We start from the raw sequence: 22916 nt of genomic DNA, 5'->3' as shown, positions 1-22916 counted from the left end.
ACGGCTTTTTACTATTAACGAGAGTAGAACTCTACGATTAGTGCTTCGTTGATTTCAGCAGATAATTCAGAACGCTCAGGTAAGCGAGTGAATGTACCTTCTAATTTCTCAGCGTCTACTGTTAAGTAGTCTGGTACGAAGTTGTTAACTTCAAGCGCTTCTTTCACGATTGAAAGGTTGCGAGATTTTTCGCGAACACCGATCACTTGACCAGGTTGTACACGGTAAGATGGGATGTCAACGCGTTTACCGTCAACTAAAACGTGACCGTGGTTAACTAATTGACGAGCTTGACGACGAGTGCGTGCAAGACCCATACGGTATACTAAGTTATCAAGACGAGCTTCTAAAAGAATCATGAAGTTCTCACCGTGCTTACCAGTTAATTTACCAGCAGCAACGAATAAGTTACGGAATTGACGCTCAGTTACACCATACATGTGGCGTAATTTTTGCTTTTCTTGTAATTGTAAACCGTACTCAGAAATTTTCTTACGTTGACCTGGGCCGTGTGGACCTGGAGCGTAAGGGCGTTTTTCTAATTCTTTACCTGTACCACTTAGAGAAAGACCTAAGCGACGAGAGATTTTCCAACTTGGACCTGTATAACGAGCCATGATGACTCCTCCTTGTTTGTGTTTTTATTTTATGCAAAACAAAAACAGACACATTCTAGCGATATGCTCATTTTGTTTTCATGTACCATCGCTCTAGCAGCAGAGAGTTACACGATACACCATCTTTTTAAAAGAATTGCTACTTCTGTAAAACAACCTTTTAATGAGGAACAAAATGAAAAAACATAAAGAAGATTGTATAAGCTGCAATATTTCACACAACGAGTATTATAGGTGTTTCCTCGTATAAAGTCAAGGAAGATTGAAGATTAAAAGATTATAAAAGAAAGGATATATTCATTTGAAGTATGAAAAGAGAAGAAAGAACGTAAGAAAACGGTGGTGATGGCTAATCAAACGTTTGTTTAATAAGCAAAAACCGCTGATTTGCAGCGGTTTTTTTGCTTATTCATATTTAAAGAAAAGAAGTGAGTTCTTTGACGAATTCTTCAAGATACTGTTGATCGATTTCATCAAAGCGATTTTTGATTGGACTGTCAATATCAAGAACACCTAAAAGCTGACCGTCTTTTACAATTGGTACAACGATTTCAGATTGAGAAGCGGCATCACATGCAATGTGGCCAGGGAAGGCGTGAACATCTTCAATTCGCTCTGTTTTTTGATTTTGAGCTGCTGTACCGCATACGCCTTTTCCAAGTGGAATACGAACGCAAGCCGGCAGTCCCTGGAAAGGTCCAAGCACTAACTCCCCGTCTTCCATTAAATAAAAACCTACCCAGTTTACTTCATTTAAAAATTGATTTAGCAAAGCTGAAGCATTTGCTAGATTAGCAATCGTATTGCTTTCTCCTTCTAATAAGGCGCGTAATTGCTTAATTACTAATTCATAATCCTTTTGTTTTGAGCCGCTGTAGTTTTCGACATTAAACAATGTATTCTCCTCCATTCAACATAAGATTTAATGAATTTTTATCAGGAAACGTCAGTTTTAACGCTACTTTGTCGATAAAAGATTACAGGAACTAAAAAGCCTATCACGAATTATGTAGAGAGGCTACTAAAATCCTTTTTAAATACTGTAACGATTTCTACACAATTTTGCAATCATATGTGTTTTGTAAAAATAAATCGAAATGAGGTGTAGATAGATGGCTGTACAGTCAAAAACGAAAGAGAAAATTATTGATGCGGCCGTTTCTCTTTTTAACGTAAAAGGTTTTGATGGTACGTCGGTGCGCGAGATTGCAGGAAAAGCGAAAGTGAACGTAGCGAATATTTCATATTATTTTCATAGCAAAGAAGGATTGCTTGAAAGTTTAGTGATTTCTTATTTTGAAGGTTATATTGGGGTGTTGGAGCAAGCATTTCAAGAAATGAAAAAGCTGTCTTCAACAGAAAGTATGATCGTAATGATTCGAGCTATCTTACATTACCAGCACGAAAATAGGCATATTGCCCGGCTCGTATATAGAGAAATCTCTCTTGACACGATTTTAATTCGAGAAGTTATGACTACGTATTTAACCAAGGAAAAATACTACTTAAAAACAATCCTTGAAAGAGGGATGAAAGAAAAGGAGTTTCGAAAGCTGCACGTTTCCTTTACAATCATTGAGCTTAAGGGCATGCTGTCTATGCCTTATCTTCATCCTCAGTACCTAAGTGAAGTTCTTCATATATTGCCTCACGAACCGTATTTTGTTCAGCAATATGCGATTGAGCTTGAGCGATGGGTGCACACAACGGTATGTTTGCCATATGAACGGACAAACAAACTTCGCGTTCAATTATCTTAAATGAAGCTCTCTATAGCCTTGGCCTAAATCCTTCGCACAGTGGGCGTCTGACCCATATACGAGAGGGATTTTTTTCTGTTGGGCTGCTTTTACGACAAAGGGAGCTGGATACGCTTCCTTGCACAAAGGCTTAAACAATCCTGCACCATTATAATCCAAAGCCAGATCTTTCATTTTTATTTCATCGAGTATTGATAAAATAATAGGGGAAAGTGTGTCTTCATATGGAAATTGAGCTTGAAATTTATGTATGAGTGTCATATGACCAATGCGCTTAGGCTTATAAACGCCTAAATTGGCCTGTACAGAGCGTAATACCGTGTTGTAATACTTATCATATACTTTGCTTACGCTGCCAAACTTCTGTACAATATGTGCAAATACGTCAGCGCTAAAATCTAGGCAGTCATATCCTTCTTCATGTTTTAAGAAATGGACAGAAAGGATGCTGTCATCGAGACAAGGACCATACTCGTTTAAGAAATCTGTTGTTTCTTGTTCAAATCCTTCAATAAAGTCAACTTCCAATCCGACATTGATACGAATATCGCGCTCAAATTCTTTTTTAACTTGCTGTACGTTTTGAATGTAGCGATCAAGTTTGTCAGGATCCATTCCGCTGTCGCGATCAGGCGTCGGATCACTGAAGCTTTTTGGTAATGGAGCATGCTCTGTAAACGAAATCTCGCCAAAGTTCAGGGAAATCGCCTGTTCAACATATTGTTGCAATGAATCAGGTGAACCGTGTGGGCAAAATGGAGTATGAATATGTTTGTCAACTTTCATAAAAAATGCCTCCTTTTTTCTTCTTTTTCCATTGTAACGACACAAAGTGACTCCATGCCAATATTTTGTATAAAAAAATTTAATTTTTTGCTCAAAAGTTGGACTTTACATGGTATCATAAAAACATTGACGCAAAAAAATTTAAAGGATTAAATTCACCCTTTTTATAAATAAGAAACTTGTCATGTAGAACGCACTGTAAGGGGGCTTAGTATGGAATTCATTATAGCACTAATCATACTTATTATCGGATTAGTTGTGTACGGAATGTTTTCACGTAAAAAGATTTATCAAGAAATTGATCGCCTGGAAACGATCAAAGTCGAATTAGCAAATACGCCAGTTGCAGAGGAAATTTCAAAAGTAAAAGAATTGAACATGACAGGTCAAACTGAAGAGCTATTTGAACGTTGGCGTGAGCAGTGGGATGAAATTATATCAACTAATCTCCCGAAAATTGATAAAGAACTGTTTGAAACGGAAGAAGCAGCAGATAAATACCGGTTTAAAAAAGCGAAGCAGTTATCTATACATATTGATCAAGCCTTAGAACAAACCAAGATAGATATTGAAAACATACTTACTGAACTTCAAAATTTAATTGGTAGCGAACAAGATAATCGATATGATATTGAGGAATTAAATCAGCTTCACCGCCACGTGAAGAAAAAATTGCTCGCACATCGGTATTCCTATGGAAATGCTGAAAAAACGTTAGAATACGCAATTAATACATCTAAAGAGCAGTTTAAAAAATACGAGGAAGAGACGATTAACGGAAACTATCTTCAAGCACGTGAGATTGTTCTTCAATTAAAAACTGATTTAACAGCTATTGATTCGTATTTAGAACAAATTCCAAAAGTGTTAGTTGAGTGTCAGACCACTCTTCCTGTTCAGTTCAATGAACTGCTTGACGGGTTCCGCGAAATGAGTGAGCAGGGATATGTGTTAGATCATCTGCAAGTAGAAGAAACGGTAGAGCTTTTAAAACAAGAAACTGCTGAAATTATTGCAGATATTGAAGAATTATATGTGGAAGAAGCGATTACAAAACTAGATGATGTGAACGAACGCTTAGAGCAGTTATATGACTCACTTGAGCATGAGGTTTTCTCCTATCATAAAATGAACCGTGAATCTCATACGGTATCTAACTTCCTTCGTATGCTTCAAGAACGAAACCGTGAACTTCGTGAAGAAACGCTATTTGTACAGCAAAGCTATCATTTTAAAGAGCGCGATTTAGACGTATATTATAAAATGGACCGCGAACTAAAACGATTGACTAACTTGTACTATAATATTTCGGACAAGGTGGCGGAGCACAATTTAGCCTACAGTGTGATCCAAGAAGAACTCGAAGACGTTTCCAAACAGCTTAACCAATTAAAAGAATCTCAGGAATCCTATAGCGATATGCTACAAGCTCTTCGCAAAGATGAGCTCTCGGCTAAGGACAAAATAGAAGAACTGAAATCTCAGTTGATTGAAGCAAGACGCCTTATTCAAAAAAGCAACCTTCCCGGTGTTCCTGAAGAATACAAAGTGCAGCTTGAAAAAACGGTTCATATCTTAAATGAAGTAACCGCTAAGCTGAAAGAAAAACCGCTTAATATTCAAGCTGTTCAATCTTTACTTGAAGATGCTGTTGGTTTTGTCCAGGATACATTTGATGAAACAGAGGCAATGTTAGAAGAGGCGCGACTCGTTGAAAGAGTGATTCAATACGGTAACCGTTATAGAAGTACTCATCACTCGATTGCACAGTCTTTAGAAGAAGCAGAAGAAGCGTTTCGTCATTACGAATACAAAGAAGCATTAAAACAGGCATCTGCAGCTATTGAGCAAGTAGATCCTGGTGCGCTGGATCGTATACAGCGTATTGTATCTTCACAGAGTTAAAAAGCTCGTGTCCAAAGGACACGAGCTTTTTTATGACGCTTTTCTTTGTATACTATCTGTGTGATGTGTACCTCTTGCAATACTAATAATATAGCCTATGAAGGCAGCAGCAACTGTTGGAATAAGCCAGCCAAGGCCTTGGCTATAAAGCGGCAAATAGTTTTTGAAAAAATTGTCTATGCTTGTTAGGATAATTCCTGCTGCTTTTAACCCGTCAAAAATGCTCAGAATCGAGCTAATGATTACGGCTGTCACATATACTTCTCGACCAAACGAAATGGCTCTTTCAATTAATGATAAAGCAATTAGCGTAATGGCAATAGGGTATACAAAGGTCAAAATAGGTATGGAAATAGAAATTAATTGAGTAAGCCCTACATTTGAAATAACAGCACTAAACAGCATTAAAATGACGACAAATGTTTTATATGACATGCTTGGCACCAGCTGCGTGAAAAATCGTGCGCAAGCAGAAGTTAATCCGATGGCTGTCGTTAGACAAGCAAATGTAATAGCGAGTCCTAAAATAATGGTGCCAAACGAACCGAATAATGTTGTAGCTACAGCTGTTAAAATAGCTCCTCCATTTTCTTTCATACCAATTGCTTCTACGCTTGAAGCGCCGACATACGCGAGAGAAAGATAAACGATAGCTAACCCAGCAGCAGCAATCAACCCGGCTTTGATACATACCGAAGCAAGTGTTCGTTCGTCCGTTACGCCTTTTTCCTTAATACTGTTGATAACAACGATGCCAAATACGAGAGCTGCAATTGTATCCATTGTCAAATATCCATCAATAAAGCCGCCCGTAAATGGAGAGGCTATATATTTGGCGTGAGGTTCTTGAAAAGAACCCATAGGTGTCATTAAACTTTTGATAGCTAAAAGAGCTAATACTGCGAGCAGTAAAGGAGTTAGAATTTTTCCTATGCGATCAACAATTTTAGTTGGATTCAATGATAAATAAAGTGTTAGGCCAAAGAAAATAACCGTATAGACCATTAAAGGAATCTTGCTTGCAACCGCATTTTCTGATAAAAATGGGGTCACACCGATTTCAAACGCTACCGTATCCGTTCTGGGTATACCAAAAAAAGGGCCAATTGCTAAGTAAAGCAATATAGTAAAAGAAATCCCGAAAATAGGGTGAACTTTTTTAGCTACTTCGGTAAAGTTTCCATTACTTTTAGAAACAGCGATTATCCCCATAAGCGGAAGTCCTACACCTGTAATGAGAAAACCGATAATGGAACTCCAAGTGTGTGTTCCGGCTTGCTGTCCGAGCAAAGGAGGGAAAATCATATTTCCCGCTCCGAAAAAGAGAGCAAACAGCATAAGACCGATGGCAAGTATTTCTTTGTTAGTGAGTGCTTTGGTTTTCATAATGCCTCCTAGTGTTTCTTATGTTGATGATTAAATTTTCTGACTTTTTAAAAACTAAAAGTACGTGATACATACTACCACATTTATGGAATCATATATAGGTTTTTTTGAAAAAATCTAAATAGTTTATTAATAATAAAAGGAACGCCTAATTTAAAAAAATACCAAGGTGTGGTATGATAATACGTTGTTCCGAAAAAATGAAGAAGGGGGCGCGCATCCTTGATTTATTTAGATAATAGCGCTACAACAAAACCCTATAATGAAGTCATACAATCTTTTACCAAAGTAGCTACAACTTATTATGGCAATCCATCGTCCCTCCATCAATTTGGCGTACAGGCGGAGAATTTGTTGAGCCGTTCACGTGAGCAAGTAGCAGAATTGCTGCACGTATCGTCAAATGAAATTATCTTTACATCAGGAGGAACGGAAGGGAATAATTTAGCTATTAAAGGCGTAGCGATGCAATATAAAAGCCGAGGTCAGCATATTATTACGACAAATATTGAACATGATTCTGTTCATGAACCATTTAAGCAGTTAGAAGCACTAGGGTTTCATGTGACGTATGTTCCGGTAGATTCAAATGGATTTGTGTCACCTGCGGCTATTGAATCAGCTATTACGGATGAAACCATTTTAGTATCCGTTATGCATGTAAATAATGAAATTGGCACCATTCAGCCAATTGAAGAAATTGGACAGATGCTTACGAACTATTCGAAGGTGCTTTTTCATGTCGATCATGTGCAGGGGATTGGAAAAGTTCCGCTTTCTTTAGCAAATCATAAAATTGATTTATGCACATTATCAGGACACAAAATTCACGGCTTAAAAGGAACGGGGATTTTATATAAACGAAATGGAGTTCAGCTTCATCCGTTGCTTAGCGGAGGCTCTCAGGAAATGCAGCATCGATCAGGCACGGAAAATGTTCCGGGAATCGTAGCATTTGCTAAAGCACTTCGTTTAACACTTGAACATGCAGCTCAGAATCAGCAAAAAATGCAGAAAATAAAAGCAGAACTGATGGACAAACTTTCTGCTCACGAAAGAATCACGATTAATACGCCGAATGAGCATTCAGCTCCCCATATTATAAATTTTACAGCGCAAGGTATTAAAGGTGAGGTTTTTGTTCACGCTCTTGAAGAAAAAGGAGTGTTTGTATCAACTACATCTGCCTGCTCATCAAAACGAAAAAAGCCAAGTAAAACGCTTTTAGCTATCGGTAAAAATTACGAAGAAGCCGATCAGTCCATTCGTTTGAGCTTGTCAGGATTAAATGACTATAATGAAGTAACGCCCATTATAAATGCTATTTTCACAGTAATTGAAGATCTAAAGAAAGTAATGAGGTAAATAACTATGATATATAACCATATTTTAATTCGATACGGAGAAATCTCCACTAAAGGACAAAATAGAAAAAAATTTGTTGCGCAGCTAAGAAAAAATATTGTAACGGCTCTTAGTGCATTCCAAAACATTCACGTAAAATACACAAGAGACCGCATGTATATTCACTTAAATGGTGAAAATCACGAGCCTATCATTGAACGTCTTCAGCAAATCTTTGGTATTCAAAGTTTTAGTTTAGCATTAAAAGTTGAAAATGAACTTGAAGCCATTCAAGAAGCAGCGCTAGAAGCAATGAAAGAATTTGATATAGAAGGAAAAACGTTCAAAGTATCTACTCGAAGAGCGTACAAACAATTTCCTCTTGATACAAACGAATTAAATTATGCAGTAGGAAGTCATATTCTACGAAATACAGAGCATCTACAGGTAAACGTAAAAGAGCCAAGCGTAAATGTACGAGTAGAAGTGAGAAGTGAAGCAACGTATATTACATGTTTTGATTATCGCGGAGCAGGGGGTCTTCCAGTTGGTACGAGTGGAAAAGCGATGCTCATGCTTTCTGGAGGAATCGACAGCCCGGTTGCAGGATACTTAGCTATGAAGCGCGGTTTAGAAATAGAAGCGGTTCATTTTTATAGTCCGCCTTTTACAAGTGAACGTTCTAAGCAAAAAGTAATTGATTTAACGCAAAAATTAACGGCTTATCACGAAAAAGTAAAGCTTCACATTGTACCGTTTACAGCTGTACAGCAAGCGATTCAAAAGCAAATTCCAGAGAATTATACCATGACCTCTACACGCCGTATGATGCTTCGAATTACGGACCTTATTCGTGAAAAAAATGAATCGTTAGCTATCGTAACTGGCGACAGCTTAGGGCAAGTAGCTAGTCAAACGGTTGAGAGCATGTATGCGATTAATGAAGTGACGAATACGCCAATTTTGCGTCCGCTTGTGACAATGGATAAAACGGAGATTGTGGAAATTGCCCGTAAAATTGACACACATGAAATTTCGAATCGTCCGTATGAAGACTGCTGTACAATTTTTACGCCAAGCTCACCAAAAACTAAGCCAAAGCGTGAAAAAATAAATCGATACGAACAATTTTATGATTTTGAAACATTAATTCAAGAAGCGGTAAATAATGTAGAAACGCTTGAGATGACAGCTTCTTCGGCTACAAATACCGCAGACAGCGTAGAAGATTTGTTTTAAAAGTAAAATTTCATAAAATTACCAAAAAAATAATGTATGATGCCATGTGTTTTGACACAATCTATATTCAACAAGGAGGTGAAAACACATGGCAAACACAAACAAATTAGTAGCTCCTGGTTCAGCAGCTGCTATCGACCAAATGAAATACGAAATCGCTTCTGAATTCGGTGTAAATCTTGGACCAGAAGCAACAGCTCGCGCTAACGGATCTGTTGGTGGAGAAATCACTAAACGCTTAGTTCAAATGGCTGAGCAACAACTTGGTGGTAAATAAGTCATATTAATTAAATAATGATGGCTAAAAAGAGTGGGGGAAACCTCACTCTTTTGTCTTGTTTGTTTTGTCACGTATAATAGAGACAAGATCAAGCTTTATAAAGTAAAGGAGATGTTGGCGATGGGGACTTTATTTTACGGCGGCAAAATATATACGATGCTAAAAGAAGGTGAGCATGTAGAAAGCGTATATGTTGAAAAAGGATTCATTGAAGATATAGGCGCAGAAGAAGATCTAAGAATCAAATGGGGTGCTGAGATTGACAAAGAAGTACACCTCAAAGGACACCCAATGTATCCGGGCTTTGTCGATAGCCACCTTCACTTAATTGGTCACGGTGAAAAGCTTCTTCGGCTTGATTTGTCTCAAGCTACTTCTCGGGAAGAGGTGTTAAGGCTCGTTCGGAAAAAAGTAGAGAGTACGCCAAAAGGAGAATGGGTAATTGGAGAAGGGTGGGATGAAAATCAGTGGGAAGATTCCTCTTTGATTCAGTATCAAGATCTTGATCAGCTGTCAACTGAACATCCTATTATGTTGAAGCGAGTCTGTCGTCACGGATTAGTAGTAAACGGGACTGCTCTTAAAATAGCCGGGATTACAGCTGAAACACGTGACCCGGAAGGAGGTATTATCCAGAGGGATGAAGCTGGAAATCCTACCGGTTTTTTTGCTGATCAAGCGCAAGAATTAGTAACGGCTCATATTCCTAAAGTATCAGAAGCATACATTCGACAAGCGCTTTCAGTAGCCATTAAAGATTGTGTTCAGCACGGATTAACGGGTGGACATACGGAAGATTTAAATTATTATGGAGGCTTTTTGCGTACATATCAAGCATTCCAAGACGTTATTCATAAAGAAAAGCAGCTGTTTCGTGCTCATTTACTTGTTCATCATGAAGCTGTAGATGATATGTATACATACTGTGAAGAAAAGAAAGACACATCCGATTTTATTGAAATAGGGCCAATGAAGATTTTTGCTGATGGTTCGCTCGGCAGTCAATCTGCGCTTTTAAGCTTTCCTTACAAAAGCGACCCTTCTACAAGAGGTGTAGCTATTCAATCACTAGATGAATTAAAGCAGCTAGTGAGGAAAGCGAGAGAATTGGGCATGACCGTTGCAATTCATGCGATTGGGGATTTAGCGTTTCAATACGTAGTGGAAAGCATCGAACAATATCCTCCTCAAACAGGGCAAAGAGATCGTATCATCCATGCGCAAATTCTACGAAAAGATTTAGTTGATCGTGTAAAAAAGCTCCCGGTTGTGCTAGATATTCAGCCTCGGTTTTTAGCCAGTGATTTTCCATGGGTCATTGAAAAAATCGGAGAAGAGCATTTGGATTATTGCTATGCTTGGAAAACGTTATTGGACGAAGGGGTTATGTGTGCAGGCGGATCGGATGCACCTATTGAACCTATCAATCCCATGTTAACGATCCATGCAGCGGTTTCTAGAAAAACTTCTCCAAATAGCTCGGTCGTTTACATACCTTCTGAGCGACTCACAGTATTTGAAGCTGTTCAGCTGTTTACTTTAGGAAGCGCGCAGGCCATTCATCAAGAGCATAAAAAAGGATATGTTCAGAAGGGATATGTGGCCGATTTTACCGTATTAGAAAAAGATCTGTTTGAGATATCTGCAGATGATATTCCAGGGGTACAGGTGCAGATGACTGCTATTAATGGAAAAATTGTATATCAAAAATAAAAAGCGCCCTTGGGCGCTTTTTATTATAGAAATGTACGCTTAACTCGTTGCCAGAAAGAGTTATCTTTTAGCTTAACCGTTTTAATTTGACGGTCGCTTAAACGTATTTGAACTTGATCAACTTGACGTGCATTTAATGCTTCGTTATCTATTCCAATAATTGGACTGTGGTTATTGTCATTGGATAGTTTTAAAGTGAGCGTATGCTCAGCGCTTAGGATGAATGAAGATCCTAATGTACGATAATTATTATTGTTTAACGATGCCAATTCGCTGACTTGCATACAAGGAATTAACGGATCAACTACGGCTCCACTTACCGATTTATTATAAGCCGTACTGCCTGTTGGTGTTGAAATAATCATCCCATCCCCACGGAATGTTTCAAAGTGATTTTCATTAATAAAAACATCTAGACTGAGTGTTTTTATAACACCTGATCGAATAGAACATTCATTTAAGCAATAAAAAGAAGTTCCTTGATCAATTTGAGTTTGTAAAACGGGAAATCGACGTACTTCTATATTTTCTGTCGTAATAGCTTCAATCATTTTATCCGTTTCATCGATATGAAAATCGCAGTAAAAGCTTAGTTGATCTGAAGTTGTGACACCAGCATATAAGCAGTCATCTCGAAAGCCAGATTGACGGACAGCCTGCAAGAAAGCTCCGTCACCGCCAATACTTACAATGATGTTAGCGCTGTCGAAATGGTCTACTACTTGAAAGTCATATTGTTTTGCAAGTTCAATAAGTGGACTTACGAGCGCCTTTGATTCCTGGTTTTTTGGATGAAAGAAATAAACGTTGCGACGATTTGGCATAGATAGTTCCCCCTTGTTTGTCTGATATGTAAAATATTAGCGATAAAGTAAACTTTTTAAAAAAAGTTTGTTACAATAATTATAGCATTATTGCTTTAAGAATTAAAAGAATAATCTTTTAATTCTGACACCTAAAAAGGAGGATTTTCATGAACAAAAAAAGGTGGATTGCTCTTTTAATTGCGGCCTGCTTATTCATTTTTTCTGCGATTGTTAATATTGGTTTTTCAGTCAAAGAAGAAAAAGATGACGGTCTGGCAGGCATATTTGGAGGAGACGACAGTGAACTATCAGAAACAGTTATCGAAAAAGGGAATGCAGCGAAGAAAATTGCAGTGCTAGAGGTCAATGGAACGATTCAAGATACAGGAAGCAGTTCCTCTCCGCTTATGTCTCAAAATGGTTATAACCACCAAGCATTTTTAAAGCAGCTAGAGGCTGCAAAAAATGATAAGGCAGTTAAAGGAGTCATTATTAAGGTGAATTCACCGGGCGGCGGCGTCGTTGAAAGTGCTGAAATACATAAAAAAATTGAAGAGCTGAAGAAAGAAACGAAAAAGCCAGTGTATATTTCAATGGGATCAATGGCTGCTTCAGGAGGCTATTATATTTCAACAGCTGCTAATAAAATCTATGCAATTCCGGACACTTTAACAGGTTCACTAGGTGTAATTATGCAAAGTGTTAACTACGGCAAGCTGGCTGATAAACTAGGAGTAGAATCTGTTGTTATTAAAAGCGGGGCTCATAAAGATATTATGTCTCCAACAAGAGAAATGACCGGAGAAGAAAAAGAAATTATGCAAACACTTGTAGACAACTCGTACGATGGTTTCGTCAATGTTATCTCTGAGGGACGCCACTTGTCTAAAGAAAAAGTGCGTTCTATCGCAGATGGACGAGTGTACGATGGACGTCAGGCTAAAGAGCTGAAGCTGGTCGATCAACTAGGCTATTTTGAAGATGCGGTAACGGGAATGGAGAAAGATTATAAGTTAAAAGGTGCACAAGTAATTCAATACAATCAAGGATTCGGACTGCCTTCTTGGCTTTCAATGAGCATGCAAAAAGTAATAGGTGGAGATGAACAAGTCACTGCAATGTTAAAAACATTTGCGCAGCCAAGCTCTCCGCGTCTGATGTATTTATATGCAGAATAGAGGTGGGAACATGGAAAATCAGTCTCATTCAACCGAATCGAACGACAATATAAAACATGAGCCAGCGGTAAGTACTCCAATAGGTAGTGAATTCCATTATGCAGGCTTTTGGATGCGCTTTTGGGCATATCTTTTAGATCTAGCTGTGGTAGCTAGCTTGAACTCCCTGCTGATCAAGCCCATTTTCCATTTAGCAGGTATTTCTCGAGGAGATGGATTTTTTTCTCCCTATACGATTGTAACGGTTATTATCTTTTATGGTTATTTTGTTTTAATGACCAAGTATTTTGGACAAACGCTTGGAAAGATGGTGTTTGGGCTTAAAGTAGTATCGCTGAAAGACTCCACCTTAACTTGGCCTGTTGTGCTGTTTCGTGAAGGAGTTGGACGTTATATTTCTAAAACGGTTTTTTTACTTGGCTATTTATTAGTTGCGTTTTTACCTAAGAAGCAGGGAGCGCATGATTACTACGCAGATACAACTGTCATACATGAAGGTACAATAAGCAGATAATAAAAAGAGGCTGGGGCAAAAGTATTTAGACGAATTGAAAACCGAACCACTGATCAAGATTTTTGATTAGTGGTTCGGTTTTTTTGTTAGGGTAAACGTAGGTTTCATTTATGTAGATCTTTCTAGCAGCTGATTGGATTCATTTCGTTATGTCTCAACCTCTTTTTATTGTTTTCATAAGGTTTAATATTCTCTGTTTTGGAGATAATGTGAAGCTAAGAAGGAGTGAAGGATGTGCTATGGCTTTTATGGATATTGCTAGCACTTTTAATTGTTATTGTACTTATTGTATGGACAAAAATCACGCTATTTGTAGAGCTTCATCATGTCCGAGATAACGATTATTACAGAGTGAGACTCAGAGCTTGGTTCGGTCTTATTCGCTATACATATGAAATTCCGGTAGTGAAAGTAAAAAAAGATTCTCCACGTTTGCTTGTTGAAAAGAAAAAAGGAATGGGTGATCAAGGAAAAGAAGACGAGAATTCATGGAGTGATTATTCTGTAGAAGACGGACTAAGCATGTTAGAAAATGCGAAGCAATTCCTTGAACAGGTAGTCGGTTTTCATAAAATTTTTCGTCGTTTCTTACAGAAAGTGACGGTAAGGGATATTAAATGGCACAGCCGTTTCGGCTTAGGTGATGCTGCGTTAACAGGCGTACTTACCGGGGCTGTATGGTCTGCAAAGGGGGGCATAGTTGGTATAATCAGCCGTTATATGAAACTAAAAGATATGCCTGTCATGAGCGTTACCCCTGTATTTCAACATCTTTGGTCAGAAACGGTATTTGAGTGCATAATTTCTTTTCGAGTTGGTCAAGCTATTCTAGTAGGTTTACGGACCTTGAGATACTGGCGGCATACGTCCAAAAAGCGTCGCAAAAGATGGAAGTCGTCAAATAAGAACAAGACACACTCTGTGAAAACATAAGGAGGTTATCTTAATGGCAGAACATCCAATTAAAAGTTTAATGTCGACAGCTATGGAAAATTTAAAGGAAATGATTGATGTTAATACAATCATTGGTGATCCCGTAGAAACACCTGATGGCAGCGTTATTTTAACTGTCTCAAAAGTAGGTTTTGGCTTTGCAGCGGGTGGAAGCGAGTTTGGAGTAGAAGGGCATGCGCCATCTTCTCCAGGGCAGCATCAGCAAGAATCAGGTCATCCATTTGGCGGAGGTAGCGGTGGCGGTGTATCAATTACGCCAATTGCCTTTTTAATTGTGAGTGGAAGCGGAATTAAAATGCTTCACCTTAATGAAAGTACACATTTATATGAAAAGATTTTAGATACAGCACCTCAAGCCATTGAACGCGTGCAGCAAATGTTCAAGCGAAATAACCATCAGCAGGATCATCATAATCAACAAAATCAGCATCATGACGGTGCAAATGATTTTAATTTGTAGGGATAAAATAAAGCTTTGCTTGCTTCTTTGAACGATAAAAGAAGCAAGCAAAGCCTTTTTTTATTGGGCATGTTTTCTAGCATATAGCGTTATAGTATGTATGTCATTTAATTGCAATATAGAGACAGACAAGCTAATATGAACAGTGTACATACTTATTTAAAGGAGGAATTATTCGTGACTAAATTTAAAGGTAACGATGTAACATTATTAGGAAATCAAGTAAAGGTTGGAGACAAGGCGCCAAACTTTACCGTTTTAGCAAATGATTTATCAGAAGTAACGCTTGACAGTACAAAGGGTTCTGTTCGCCTAATCAGTGTAGTTCCTTCTATTGATACTGGAGTTTGTGATGCGCAAACTCGCCGCTTCAACGAAGAAGCAGCTAAATTAGATAACGTAAAAGTATTAACAGTGAGCGTAGATTTACCGTTTGCTCAAAAGCGCTGGTGTGGTGCTAACGGCATTGATAATGTTCAAACATTATCTGACCACCGCGACTTATCTTTCGGCGAAGCATATGGTGTAGCTATTCAAGAATTACGCTTATTGGCTCGTTCAATCTTTGTAGTAGACTCAAATGACAACGTAACGTATGTTGAGTACTTACCAGAAGTAACTGAGCATCCGAACTACGAAGCAGCAATCGAAGCAGCTAAAGCAGCTAAGTAAGATTGTCGATGGCGTTCGGCAGAAGGCGGAAAACAATGTTTTTCGCCTTCTTTGTGTTTTAAGAAGCTTTTATGATAAAATATGATGTTCCAAATAGGACGTTTACTCATTTATATAGATATCATTTCATTACACAGGAGGCAGAATATGAGTCAATTAGCTAGTATGGAAAAGCTATTTGGTGTAATTGATCAAACAGCTATTATTTTAAGAAAAGAACTAAACTGCGTATATTTAGAAGCAGTAGCTGAAACGGGAGAAAACTTGTTTCAAGGAACTATTTTGCAAGAAGAGCTAGATGAGGTAACCAAAAAACGTTTAAAAAAAGAATACGATTCAATCACGCTTGATCATTTTGAAAAAGAAACGATTCGAAAAGCATATCAGCTAGCTATTTTAAAAGGGATGAAAGAAGCAGTTCAGCCTAACCACCAAATGACCCCTGATGCTGTAGGACTATTTGTCAGCTACTTAGTTGGAAAATTCATGGCAGGAAAAGATAAGTATACGCTTTTAGATCCAGCAGTAGGAGCTGGAAACTTATTAACAACCATTTTAAATACACACGCTGCGTCAATTGAACATGTATACGGTGTAGATGTGGATGATTTATTACTTCAATTGACATATGTAAATGCAAACTTACAGAAGCACGGCGTTCAATTATTTAATCAAGACAGCTTACAGCCGCTTTTTATTGATCCTGTTGATTTAGTTGTCTGTGACCTGCCGGTTGGTTATTATCCAAACGATGAAGGGGCAAAAGAGTATAAAGTAAGAGCTGAAGAAGGTCATACCTATGCTCATCACTTATTCATTGAACAAAGCTTGCGCCATGTAAAAGACGGAGGATACGTAGTGGCCCTTATTCCAAATAACTTGTTCGAGTCTGAACAGTCTCATTTATTACAGCCGCTGCTAAAAGAGGAAGCAATCGTTCAAGGAATCGTTCAGCTGCCGCTTTCAATGTTCAAACAAGAGCAGGCTGCTAAGAGTATTATCATTCTTCAAAAGCAGGGAGAAGGGGTAACAGCGCCTGATCAAGCGCTGCTTGTGAATTTGCCGAAGTTCAGTAATCGAGAAGCAATGAGTGATATTATGGCTCAAATGGACCAATGGTTCAGCGTTAATAAAAAGTAAGTCTTTTTCGAAAATAATGAATTTTTACCGGTAGCGTTTTCATGATGTATAGCTCTTGAAATCTATTGTCGTGAATGATTAAATGAATAAGGATAGAAATCGTGTCGAAATGCATAGAATATTGTAGAGATTACACTTTTATGTTCTGTTCGTTATGTTTATGATGCACGTATAATAAAGAAGGAGCTGTTTTTTTATGTCAAAAATCATGGCAATCAACGCCGGCAGTTCTTCACTTAAGTTTCAATTATTTGAAATGCCAAGTGAGACGGTATTAACAAAAGGTTTAGTAGAACGAATTGGTTTAGATAACGCTGTTTTCACGATCTCGGTAAATGGTGAAAAACAAACGGATATTACAGAAATCCCTGACCATGCTGTTGCAGTTAAAATTTTAGTTGAAAAGTTACTTTCTCAAAACATCATTCAATCATACGATGAAATCACTGGTGTAGGTCACCGTGTAGTACACGGCGGAGAGAAATTTGCTGATTCTGTTTTAATCACAGATGAAACATTAGCGGAAATTGAAGCTTTATCTGATTTAGCACCGCTTCACAACCCAGCAAACATTGTGGGAATTAAAGCGTTCCAAGATATTCTTCCAAATGTTCCAGCTGTAGCAGTCTTCGATACAGCATTCCATCAAACAATGCCAGAAAAATCATTCTTGTACAGCTTACCGTACGAGTACTATGAAAAGTATGGCGTTCGTAAATACGGTTTCCACGGCACATCTCATAAATATGTTTCTGAGCGTGCAGCTGAGCTTCTTGGCCGTCCAATCGAACAATTGCGCTTAATTTCTTGTCACTTAGGTAACGGTGCAAGTATCGCTGCAATTGAAGGCGGAAAGTCAATTGATACATCAATGGGCTTCACACCATTAGCTGGTGTAGCAATGGGAACTCGTTCAGGTAACATTGACCCTGCATTAATTCCATTTATTATGGAGAAAACAGGAAAAACTGCTGACGAAGTATTAAATGTATTAAATAAAGAAAGTGGTCTTTTAGGTGTATCTGGTATTTCTAGTGACCTACGCGATCTAATCAAAGCAAGCGCTGAAGGCAATGAACGCGCTGAAACAGCACTTGAAGTATTTGCTAGCCGTATTCATAAATATATCGGTTCTTATGCTGCTCGTATGTCTGGTGTAGATGCAATCATCTTCACAGCAGGTATTGGAGAAAACAGTGATGTTGTACGTGCTCGCGTTCTTCGTGGTTTAGAGTTCATGGGCGTTTATTGGGATCCAGCTTTAAATAGTGTACAAGGAGAAGAAGCGTTTATTAGCTACCCTCATTCTCCAGTTAAAGTTATGGTTATTCCTACAGACGAAGAAGTTATGATTGCACGTGACGTTACTCGTTTAGCGAATATTTAAGTTCATAAAGTGCCTCTTCAATGCATGAATTCTCATAAATTGTCAGGCAAACTAACGAAAAGCTGATTTCCTTGTTAGGAAATCAGCTTTTTTATATAGCGTAAGGAGCTGACGGTTGAAAGAAGGTTTACAACGTATAGAAGAAAGAAATAATATAGGAAGCAAAATGTAACGGATGCATTATTTGTTATAATAAAAATAAAACTACTTATTTCTTGAAAGGGTGACATGATGATATTAACGAATCGCGAAGAACAGCTTTTAGAAGAAATCTATAAATGGGAAGAGAGCTTACAGAGCGTAGAAGCAACTGAGATGGAGTTATTGTACGAAGAATGGTTAGAAAAAGGGCTTAACTTAATTCCTGCTTCTGTTCGTGAGACCTATTTACATAAAATTGATGAGGGACTCTTTCAGTTAACTGCATTAATTCAAGGTACGGAAATGCAAACTCAAGCGACAAAACGAATTATTGAAACCGCCCGTGTATTCAAAGAAGATATCACAGATCTGTCAGAAATGAATTCCCTTCAAGTAGATCAGCTTTCTTATATATGCGAACAGCAAATGGCCAAGCTGCGGTTGTATGCGCTGAGTCAAGGAGCACTTTCAGGAACCGGCCAATCGCTGCTAGTCGGTATTGATATACCCGCTGTTTTATGCATGAATATTCAAGCGGTGCAACAGGCAGCAATGAGCTACGGCTATCATATCCAGACTCCTTCAGAGCTTATGCTAACGCTAAAAGTTTTTCATGCAGCAACGTTACCTAGACACCTTCAGGCTGAGGGGTGGCATCAATTAAAGAGTGAGCTAAGCCAAGAATTTGACCCGTATTTTTATGAAGGTGTTGATCAAATTGTAGATAAGACGTGGCTGCAAAAAATTGTTGTGCAAATTGGAAAAACGCTAGCTATATTTGCTGCGAAGCGAAAAGTTTATAATCGTTTGCCAATTGTGAGTATGATGGTTGGCGGAGGGATGAATTATCGAATGGCCAAACAAGTGACAGATTATGCGAAGCGCTTTTACCAATACCGCTATTTGCTGGATAAGAAAAACGAGTCTCATTAATTTTTCATGAGACTCGTTTTTTTGTCTATCCGTGAACTTTTTCTGATATTTCCTCATTTGTTCGATACCAAAGCCACAAATCATTAATAATAGAAGCAAGTTCTCCTATCTCGCTATTTAATTCACAGGAGCGGATAAAATTAGTCTCATCTTCTAACGCCGCTTGTTTTTGATTAATCCTCTTTTCTACAGATTGAATTTTGTCTGGAATTTGCCCTCGAATGGATTCCCATGTTAGGAGGATATCCTGCTGAACTTTTTCAGAATAGAATGTCCATTCTCTTTCAAGAGCAGGAATTTTTATACCGAGTCTGTTGTCATAAGTAAAAAAGCGCTCCATTTTTTCACCTCTTCCCTTCCATTTTATACAATGACAAAAGCCAGAGCTACTTTAAGTGAAAAATAAATCATTTATACTTGATTTATGCATATAAATATACAATGCATTTAAGGCAGGAATATTCATTCACGTCTATTTTTACAGTATTTTAAGAGCTTTCATCCTATTAAATTAAAAAAAACGTGAATTTATATACTTTTTTTTGAATAACTATTGAAAATAGATTAAAAAGTTGTTAAAGTAATAGTAGATTAAATGAATAAAAATTAAAACGGTTGTATTAATATATATATAATTTGTAGGAGGAATAGATGATGAGTAATCCAAAAGTTGTTTTAGCATATTCCGGAGGTTTAGATACATCAGTTGCAATTAAATGGTTACAAGAAAAAGGGTACGATGTGGTAGCTTGCTGTTTAGACGTAGGCGAAGGAAAAGATTTGAAATTCGTTAAAGAAAAAGCCTTAACAGTTGGAGCGGTATCGTCATATGTGATTGATGCAAAAGAAGAATATGCTAATACATTTGCATTAGCAGCACTTCAAGCACACACGTTATATGAAGGAAAATATCCATTAGTATCTGCACTATCTAGACCGCTAATCGCTAAAAAGCTTGTAGAAGTAGCAGAACAAGAAAATGCAGTAGCTGTCGCACATGGATGTACGGGAAAAGGAAATGACCAAGTGCGTTTCGAAGTATCAATTAAAGCATTAAATCCACACTTAGAAGTTTTAGCTCCTGTTCGTGACTGGAAATGGTCTCGTGAAGAAGAAATTGAGTATGCAAAAGAAAAGAATATCCCAATTCCAATTAACTTAGACAGCCCATTTTCAATTGACCAAAACTTATGGGGAAGAAGTAACGAGTGCGGCGTTCTTGAAGATCCTTGGGCAGCTCCACCTGAAGAAGCATATGACCTAACGGCTTCTCTTGAAAATACTCCGGACACAGCCGATGTAGTAGAAATTGAATTCGTTGAAGGTGTTCCAGTAGCATTAAATGGTCAATCTTATACGCTAGCTCAGTTAATTCTAGAATTGAATGAAATTGCAGGTAAGCACGGAGTGGGACGTATTGATCATGTAGAAAACCGTCTTGTGGGAATCAAATCACGTGAAGTATATGAGTGTCCAGCTGCTATGACATTAATTAAAGCACACAAAGAGCTTGAAGATTTAACATTAGTGAAAGAAGTAGCGCACTTCAAACCAGTGATTGAGAAAAAATTAACAGAAGTTATCTATGAGGGTTTATGGTTCTCTCCATTAACAAATTCCCTGCTTGCATTCTTAAAAGACACGCAGCAATATGTGAACGGAACAGTGAGAGTAAAACTATTTAAAGGGCATGCTATCGTAGAGGGACGTAAATCTCCTAATTCTTTATACAATGAAAAACTTGCAACATATACAAAAGAAGATGAATTTGATCACAATGCAGCAGTTGGTTTTATCTCATTATGGGGTCTTCCAACACAAGTGAGCAGCATGGTAAATCAAAAGAAGGTGACAACGGTATGACCAAACTTTGGGGAGGGCGTTTTACGAAACGCCCTGAACAATGGATTGACGAGTTCGGTGCGTCCATTTCATTTGATCAGCATCTTGTAGAAGAAGATATTGAAGGCAGTTTAGCACATGTAACAATGCTTGAGAAATGCAGCATTCTTTCTGGAGATGAAGCGTCACAAATTAAAAAAGGCCTTCAAACACTGCTTGAAAAAGCTAAGAAGAAAGAATTAACATTTTCTGCTCAATATGAAGATATTCATTTGAATTTAGAAAAGCTATTAATTGATGAAATTGGTCCGGTTGGAGGTAAGCTTCATACGGGTCGAAGCCGTAATGATCAAGTTGCTACAGATATGCACTTATATTTAAAAAAGCATGTTCAGCAAATTGTAGGACTGATCGAAAATCTAGAAGATGTGCTGCTTACAAAAGCAGATCAGCATGTCGAAACTATTTTTCCAGGCTACACACATTTACAGCGCGCGCAGCCGGTTTCTTTTGCTCATCATCTAATGGCTTATGTTTCAATGTTTAAGCGTGATGCTGAGCGTTATGCGGAATCACTAAAGCGTATTGATTTATCTCCTTTAGGAGCAGGAGCTTTAGCTGGTACGACATTTCCAATTGATCGTCATTACAGCGCGGAGCTTCTAGGCTTTAATGGAATTTATCAAAACAGTATGGATGCTGTCAGCGACCGTGACTTTATTTTAGAGTTTTTAAGCAACAGTTCTATTTTAATGATGCATTTATCTCGTTTTTGTGAAGAGTTAATTTTATGGTCTAGTCAAGAGTTTCAATTTATTGAAATGGATGATACGTATGCAACTGGCAGCAGTATTATGCCTCAAAAGAAAAATCCTGATATGGCAGAGTTAATTCGTGGTAAAACAGGACGAGTATATGGTCATTTATTTAGCTTGTTGACTGTGTTAAAAGGCACGCCTTTAACATACAACAAAGACTTGCAAGAAGATAAAGAAGGCATGTTCGATACGGTTACAACGATTGAAGGCTGCTTAACGATCTTTGCTGGCATGATTGAAACAATGACAGTAAAAACAAATGTTATGGAAAAAGCTACGAAACAAGATTTTTCAAATGCAACGGAGTTAGCTGACTATCTTGCTGCAAAAGGTATGCCGTTTCGTGAAGCACATGAAGTGGTTGGGAAACTGGTTCTCGTTTGTATTCAGAAAAATATCTACCTAATGGATTTGCCGCTCGAGCAATATAAAGAAGCGTCAGATTTATTCGAGGAAGACATCTACCATGTATTAAGTCCAAAAACAGCTGTTAATCGCCGCAACAGCGCGGGAGGAACAGGGTTTGAACAAGTGAAAAAAGCAATTCAGCTAGCTAAAGATGAATTGCATGAAAAAGCTTCAATATAAAACAGTTCTCAAAACGTCCGCAGAAAATTCTGCGGGCGTTTTTTGATGTGAGATAAATGGTATAACTAGAGCAATTAAGAAGAAAATAGAAAAGATCATGTAAGGGATTATGAAATAAAGTTCACATTCGTAAAGAAAATAGAGTGAAAAAGGAGAAGTGACATATGAAAGACAAAAAACATCCGCAGCATGTATATGAATATGATTTTGAAGGAGAAAAAGAGACATCAAGACAGCTAATGGATTCTTATTCAAGCGGCGTTATTGGCGATGCTATGGCTTCTGTAGTTGAAAATCCAGAAGCAAAGAGCGATAACGAACTATATGAATAACTACATGCATATACTGTATATAAACTAAGAAAAGCAGGATTATGCTGAGCTCTATCGAAAGGTAACGTCATAGTAAATCCGGTTTTCTAAAGGATTTGGTGTGGCGTTCTTTTTTCAGTTA

At 37.9% G+C, this 22916-nt stretch carries 23 protein-coding genes; 17 read left to right on the top strand and 6 right to left on the bottom strand.

Going from position 1 to position 22916, the window contains the following annotated elements:
* Positions 1-14: 14 nt before the first annotated feature.
* Together rpsD and LJY09_RS23805 are read right to left on the bottom strand one after the other, a co-directional pair.
* Entirely contained in the window at positions 15-617 is a 603-nt protein-coding gene (rpsD, locus tag LJY09_RS23810; RefSeq protein ID WP_013059485.1) for a 30S ribosomal protein S4, read from the bottom strand.
* A 415-nt stretch (positions 618-1032) separates the two neighbouring features.
* Positions 1033-1512 (bottom strand): GAF domain-containing protein, encoded by a 480-nt coding sequence (locus LJY09_RS23805; RefSeq protein WP_014458011.1) that lies wholly within the window; start codon positions 1510-1512, stop codon positions 1033-1035.
* Between the two features lie 217 nt (positions 1513-1729).
* Between LJY09_RS23805 and refZ the strand changes: the two genes are divergently transcribed.
* Positions 1730-2377, top strand: a complete 648-nt coding sequence (refZ, locus tag LJY09_RS23800; protein WP_014458012.1) for a forespore capture DNA-binding protein RefZ — start codon at positions 1730-1732, stop codon at positions 2375-2377.
* Here the strand turns inward: refZ and hisJ are convergent.
* On the bottom strand, positions 2369-3163 hold the full coding sequence (gene hisJ / locus LJY09_RS23795) for a histidinol-phosphatase HisJ (RefSeq protein WP_014458013.1): 795 nt from the start codon (positions 3161-3163) through the stop codon (positions 2369-2371). The two genes, refZ and hisJ, sit on opposite strands and share 9 nt — an antisense overlap.
* 213 nt (positions 3164-3376) lie before the next feature.
* Here hisJ and ezrA point away from each other — a divergent pair, with 213 nt between their 5' ends.
* Entirely contained in the window at positions 3377-5068 is a 1692-nt protein-coding gene (ezrA, locus tag LJY09_RS23790; RefSeq protein ID WP_013059480.1) for a septation ring formation regulator EzrA, read from the top strand.
* Between the two features lie 30 nt (positions 5069-5098).
* Here ezrA and brnQ read toward each other — a convergent pair whose 3' ends face one another.
* The gene (gene brnQ / locus LJY09_RS23785; RefSeq protein WP_014458014.1) at positions 5099-6454 is read right to left on the bottom strand and encodes a branched-chain amino acid transport system II carrier protein; all 1356 of its coding nucleotides are present in this window, start codon (positions 6452-6454) and stop codon (positions 5099-5101) included.
* Positions 6455-6676: 222 nt separating this feature from the next.
* On the opposite strand from brnQ, the gene LJY09_RS23780 reads away from it, so the two are divergent.
* From LJY09_RS23780 to LJY09_RS23765, 4 genes are all read left to right on the top strand, one after another.
* A complete protein-coding gene (locus LJY09_RS23780; protein ID WP_098112326.1) occupies positions 6677-7819 on the top strand; it encodes a cysteine desulfurase family protein in 1143 nt (380 codons plus the stop codon).
* 6 nt (positions 7820-7825) lie between these two features.
* Positions 7826-9037, top strand: coding sequence for a tRNA uracil 4-sulfurtransferase ThiI (thiI, locus tag LJY09_RS23775; RefSeq protein ID WP_014458016.1), 1212 nt, complete (start codon positions 7826-7828; stop codon positions 9035-9037).
* 88 nt (positions 9038-9125) lie between these two features.
* Positions 9126-9314: an alpha/beta-type small acid-soluble spore protein gene (locus tag LJY09_RS23770; RefSeq protein ID WP_013059477.1), complete on the top strand. Its 189-nt coding sequence runs from the start codon at positions 9126-9128 to the stop codon at positions 9312-9314.
* 123 nt (positions 9315-9437) lie between these two features.
* Complete coding sequence (locus LJY09_RS23765; RefSeq protein WP_154989653.1) at positions 9438-11030, top strand: amidohydrolase; 1593 nt, start codon at positions 9438-9440, stop codon at positions 11028-11030.
* A 23-nt stretch (positions 11031-11053) separates the two neighbouring features.
* On the opposite strand, the gene LJY09_RS23760 is transcribed toward LJY09_RS23765, so the two are convergent.
* On the bottom strand, positions 11054-11854 hold the full coding sequence (locus LJY09_RS23760) for an NAD kinase (RefSeq protein WP_014458018.1): 801 nt from the start codon (positions 11852-11854) through the stop codon (positions 11054-11056).
* Between the two features lie 149 nt (positions 11855-12003).
* Here LJY09_RS23760 and sppA point away from each other — a divergent pair, with 149 nt between their 5' ends.
* The 8 genes from sppA to LJY09_RS23720 all read left to right on the top strand — a co-directional run bounded on the left by sppA (position 12004) and on the right by LJY09_RS23720 (position 19215).
* Entirely contained in the window at positions 12004-13014 is a 1011-nt protein-coding gene (gene sppA / locus LJY09_RS23755) for a signal peptide peptidase SppA (RefSeq protein ID WP_014458019.1), read from the top strand.
* Between the two features lie 10 nt (positions 13015-13024).
* Positions 13025-13528, top strand: coding sequence for an RDD family protein (locus LJY09_RS23750; RefSeq protein ID WP_013059473.1), 504 nt, complete (start codon positions 13025-13027; stop codon positions 13526-13528).
* 234 nt (positions 13529-13762) lie between these two features.
* Positions 13763-14461 (top strand): DUF2953 domain-containing protein, encoded by a 699-nt coding sequence (locus LJY09_RS23745; RefSeq protein ID WP_028411799.1) that lies wholly within the window; start codon positions 13763-13765, stop codon positions 14459-14461.
* A 13-nt stretch (positions 14462-14474) separates the two neighbouring features.
* Complete coding sequence (ytfJ, locus tag LJY09_RS23740; protein WP_028411798.1) at positions 14475-14942, top strand: GerW family sporulation protein; 468 nt, start codon at positions 14475-14477, stop codon at positions 14940-14942.
* Between the two features lie 177 nt (positions 14943-15119).
* On the top strand, positions 15120-15614 hold the full coding sequence (gene tpx, locus LJY09_RS23735) for a thiol peroxidase (RefSeq protein ID WP_028411797.1): 495 nt from the start codon (positions 15120-15122) through the stop codon (positions 15612-15614).
* A 147-nt stretch (positions 15615-15761) separates the two neighbouring features.
* Positions 15762-16754, top strand: a complete 993-nt coding sequence (locus LJY09_RS23730; protein WP_029319991.1) for a class I SAM-dependent methyltransferase — start codon at positions 15762-15764, stop codon at positions 16752-16754.
* Between the two features lie 196 nt (positions 16755-16950).
* Positions 16951-18141: an acetate kinase gene (locus tag LJY09_RS23725; protein WP_013059468.1), complete on the top strand. Its 1191-nt coding sequence runs from the start codon at positions 16951-16953 to the stop codon at positions 18139-18141.
* 231 nt (positions 18142-18372) lie between these two features.
* Positions 18373-19215, top strand: coding sequence for an EcsC family protein (locus LJY09_RS23720; protein ID WP_028411795.1), 843 nt, complete (start codon positions 18373-18375; stop codon positions 19213-19215).
* Positions 19216-19240: 25 nt separating this feature from the next.
* Here the strand turns inward: LJY09_RS23720 and LJY09_RS23715 are convergent, their stop codons facing one another.
* Positions 19241-19555, bottom strand: coding sequence for a hypothetical protein (locus tag LJY09_RS23715; RefSeq protein WP_099331323.1), 315 nt, complete (start codon positions 19553-19555; stop codon positions 19241-19243).
* Positions 19556-19869: 314 nt separating this feature from the next.
* On the opposite strand from LJY09_RS23715, the gene LJY09_RS23710 reads away from it, so the two are divergent.
* From LJY09_RS23710 to LJY09_RS23700, 3 genes are all read left to right on the top strand, one after another.
* Positions 19870-21078, top strand: a complete 1209-nt coding sequence (locus LJY09_RS23710) for an argininosuccinate synthase (RefSeq protein WP_033579611.1) — start codon at positions 19870-19872, stop codon at positions 21076-21078.
* Positions 21075-22463, top strand: coding sequence for an argininosuccinate lyase (argH, locus tag LJY09_RS23705; RefSeq protein ID WP_014458026.1), 1389 nt, complete (start codon positions 21075-21077; stop codon positions 22461-22463). The genes LJY09_RS23710 and argH overlap by 4 nt, the downstream gene beginning before the upstream one ends.
* 164 nt (positions 22464-22627) lie before the next feature.
* On the top strand, positions 22628-22795 hold the full coding sequence (locus tag LJY09_RS23700; RefSeq protein ID WP_165573745.1) for a hypothetical protein: 168 nt from the start codon (positions 22628-22630) through the stop codon (positions 22793-22795).
* The last annotated feature ends 121 nt before the right edge of the window (positions 22796-22916 follow it).

The organism is Priestia sp. J2 (genome assembly GCF_020790095.1).
Taxonomy (GTDB): domain Bacteria; phylum Bacillota; class Bacilli; order Bacillales; family Bacillaceae_H; genus Priestia; species Priestia zanthoxyli.
This window is presented reverse-complemented; position numbering and strand designations above follow the sequence as displayed.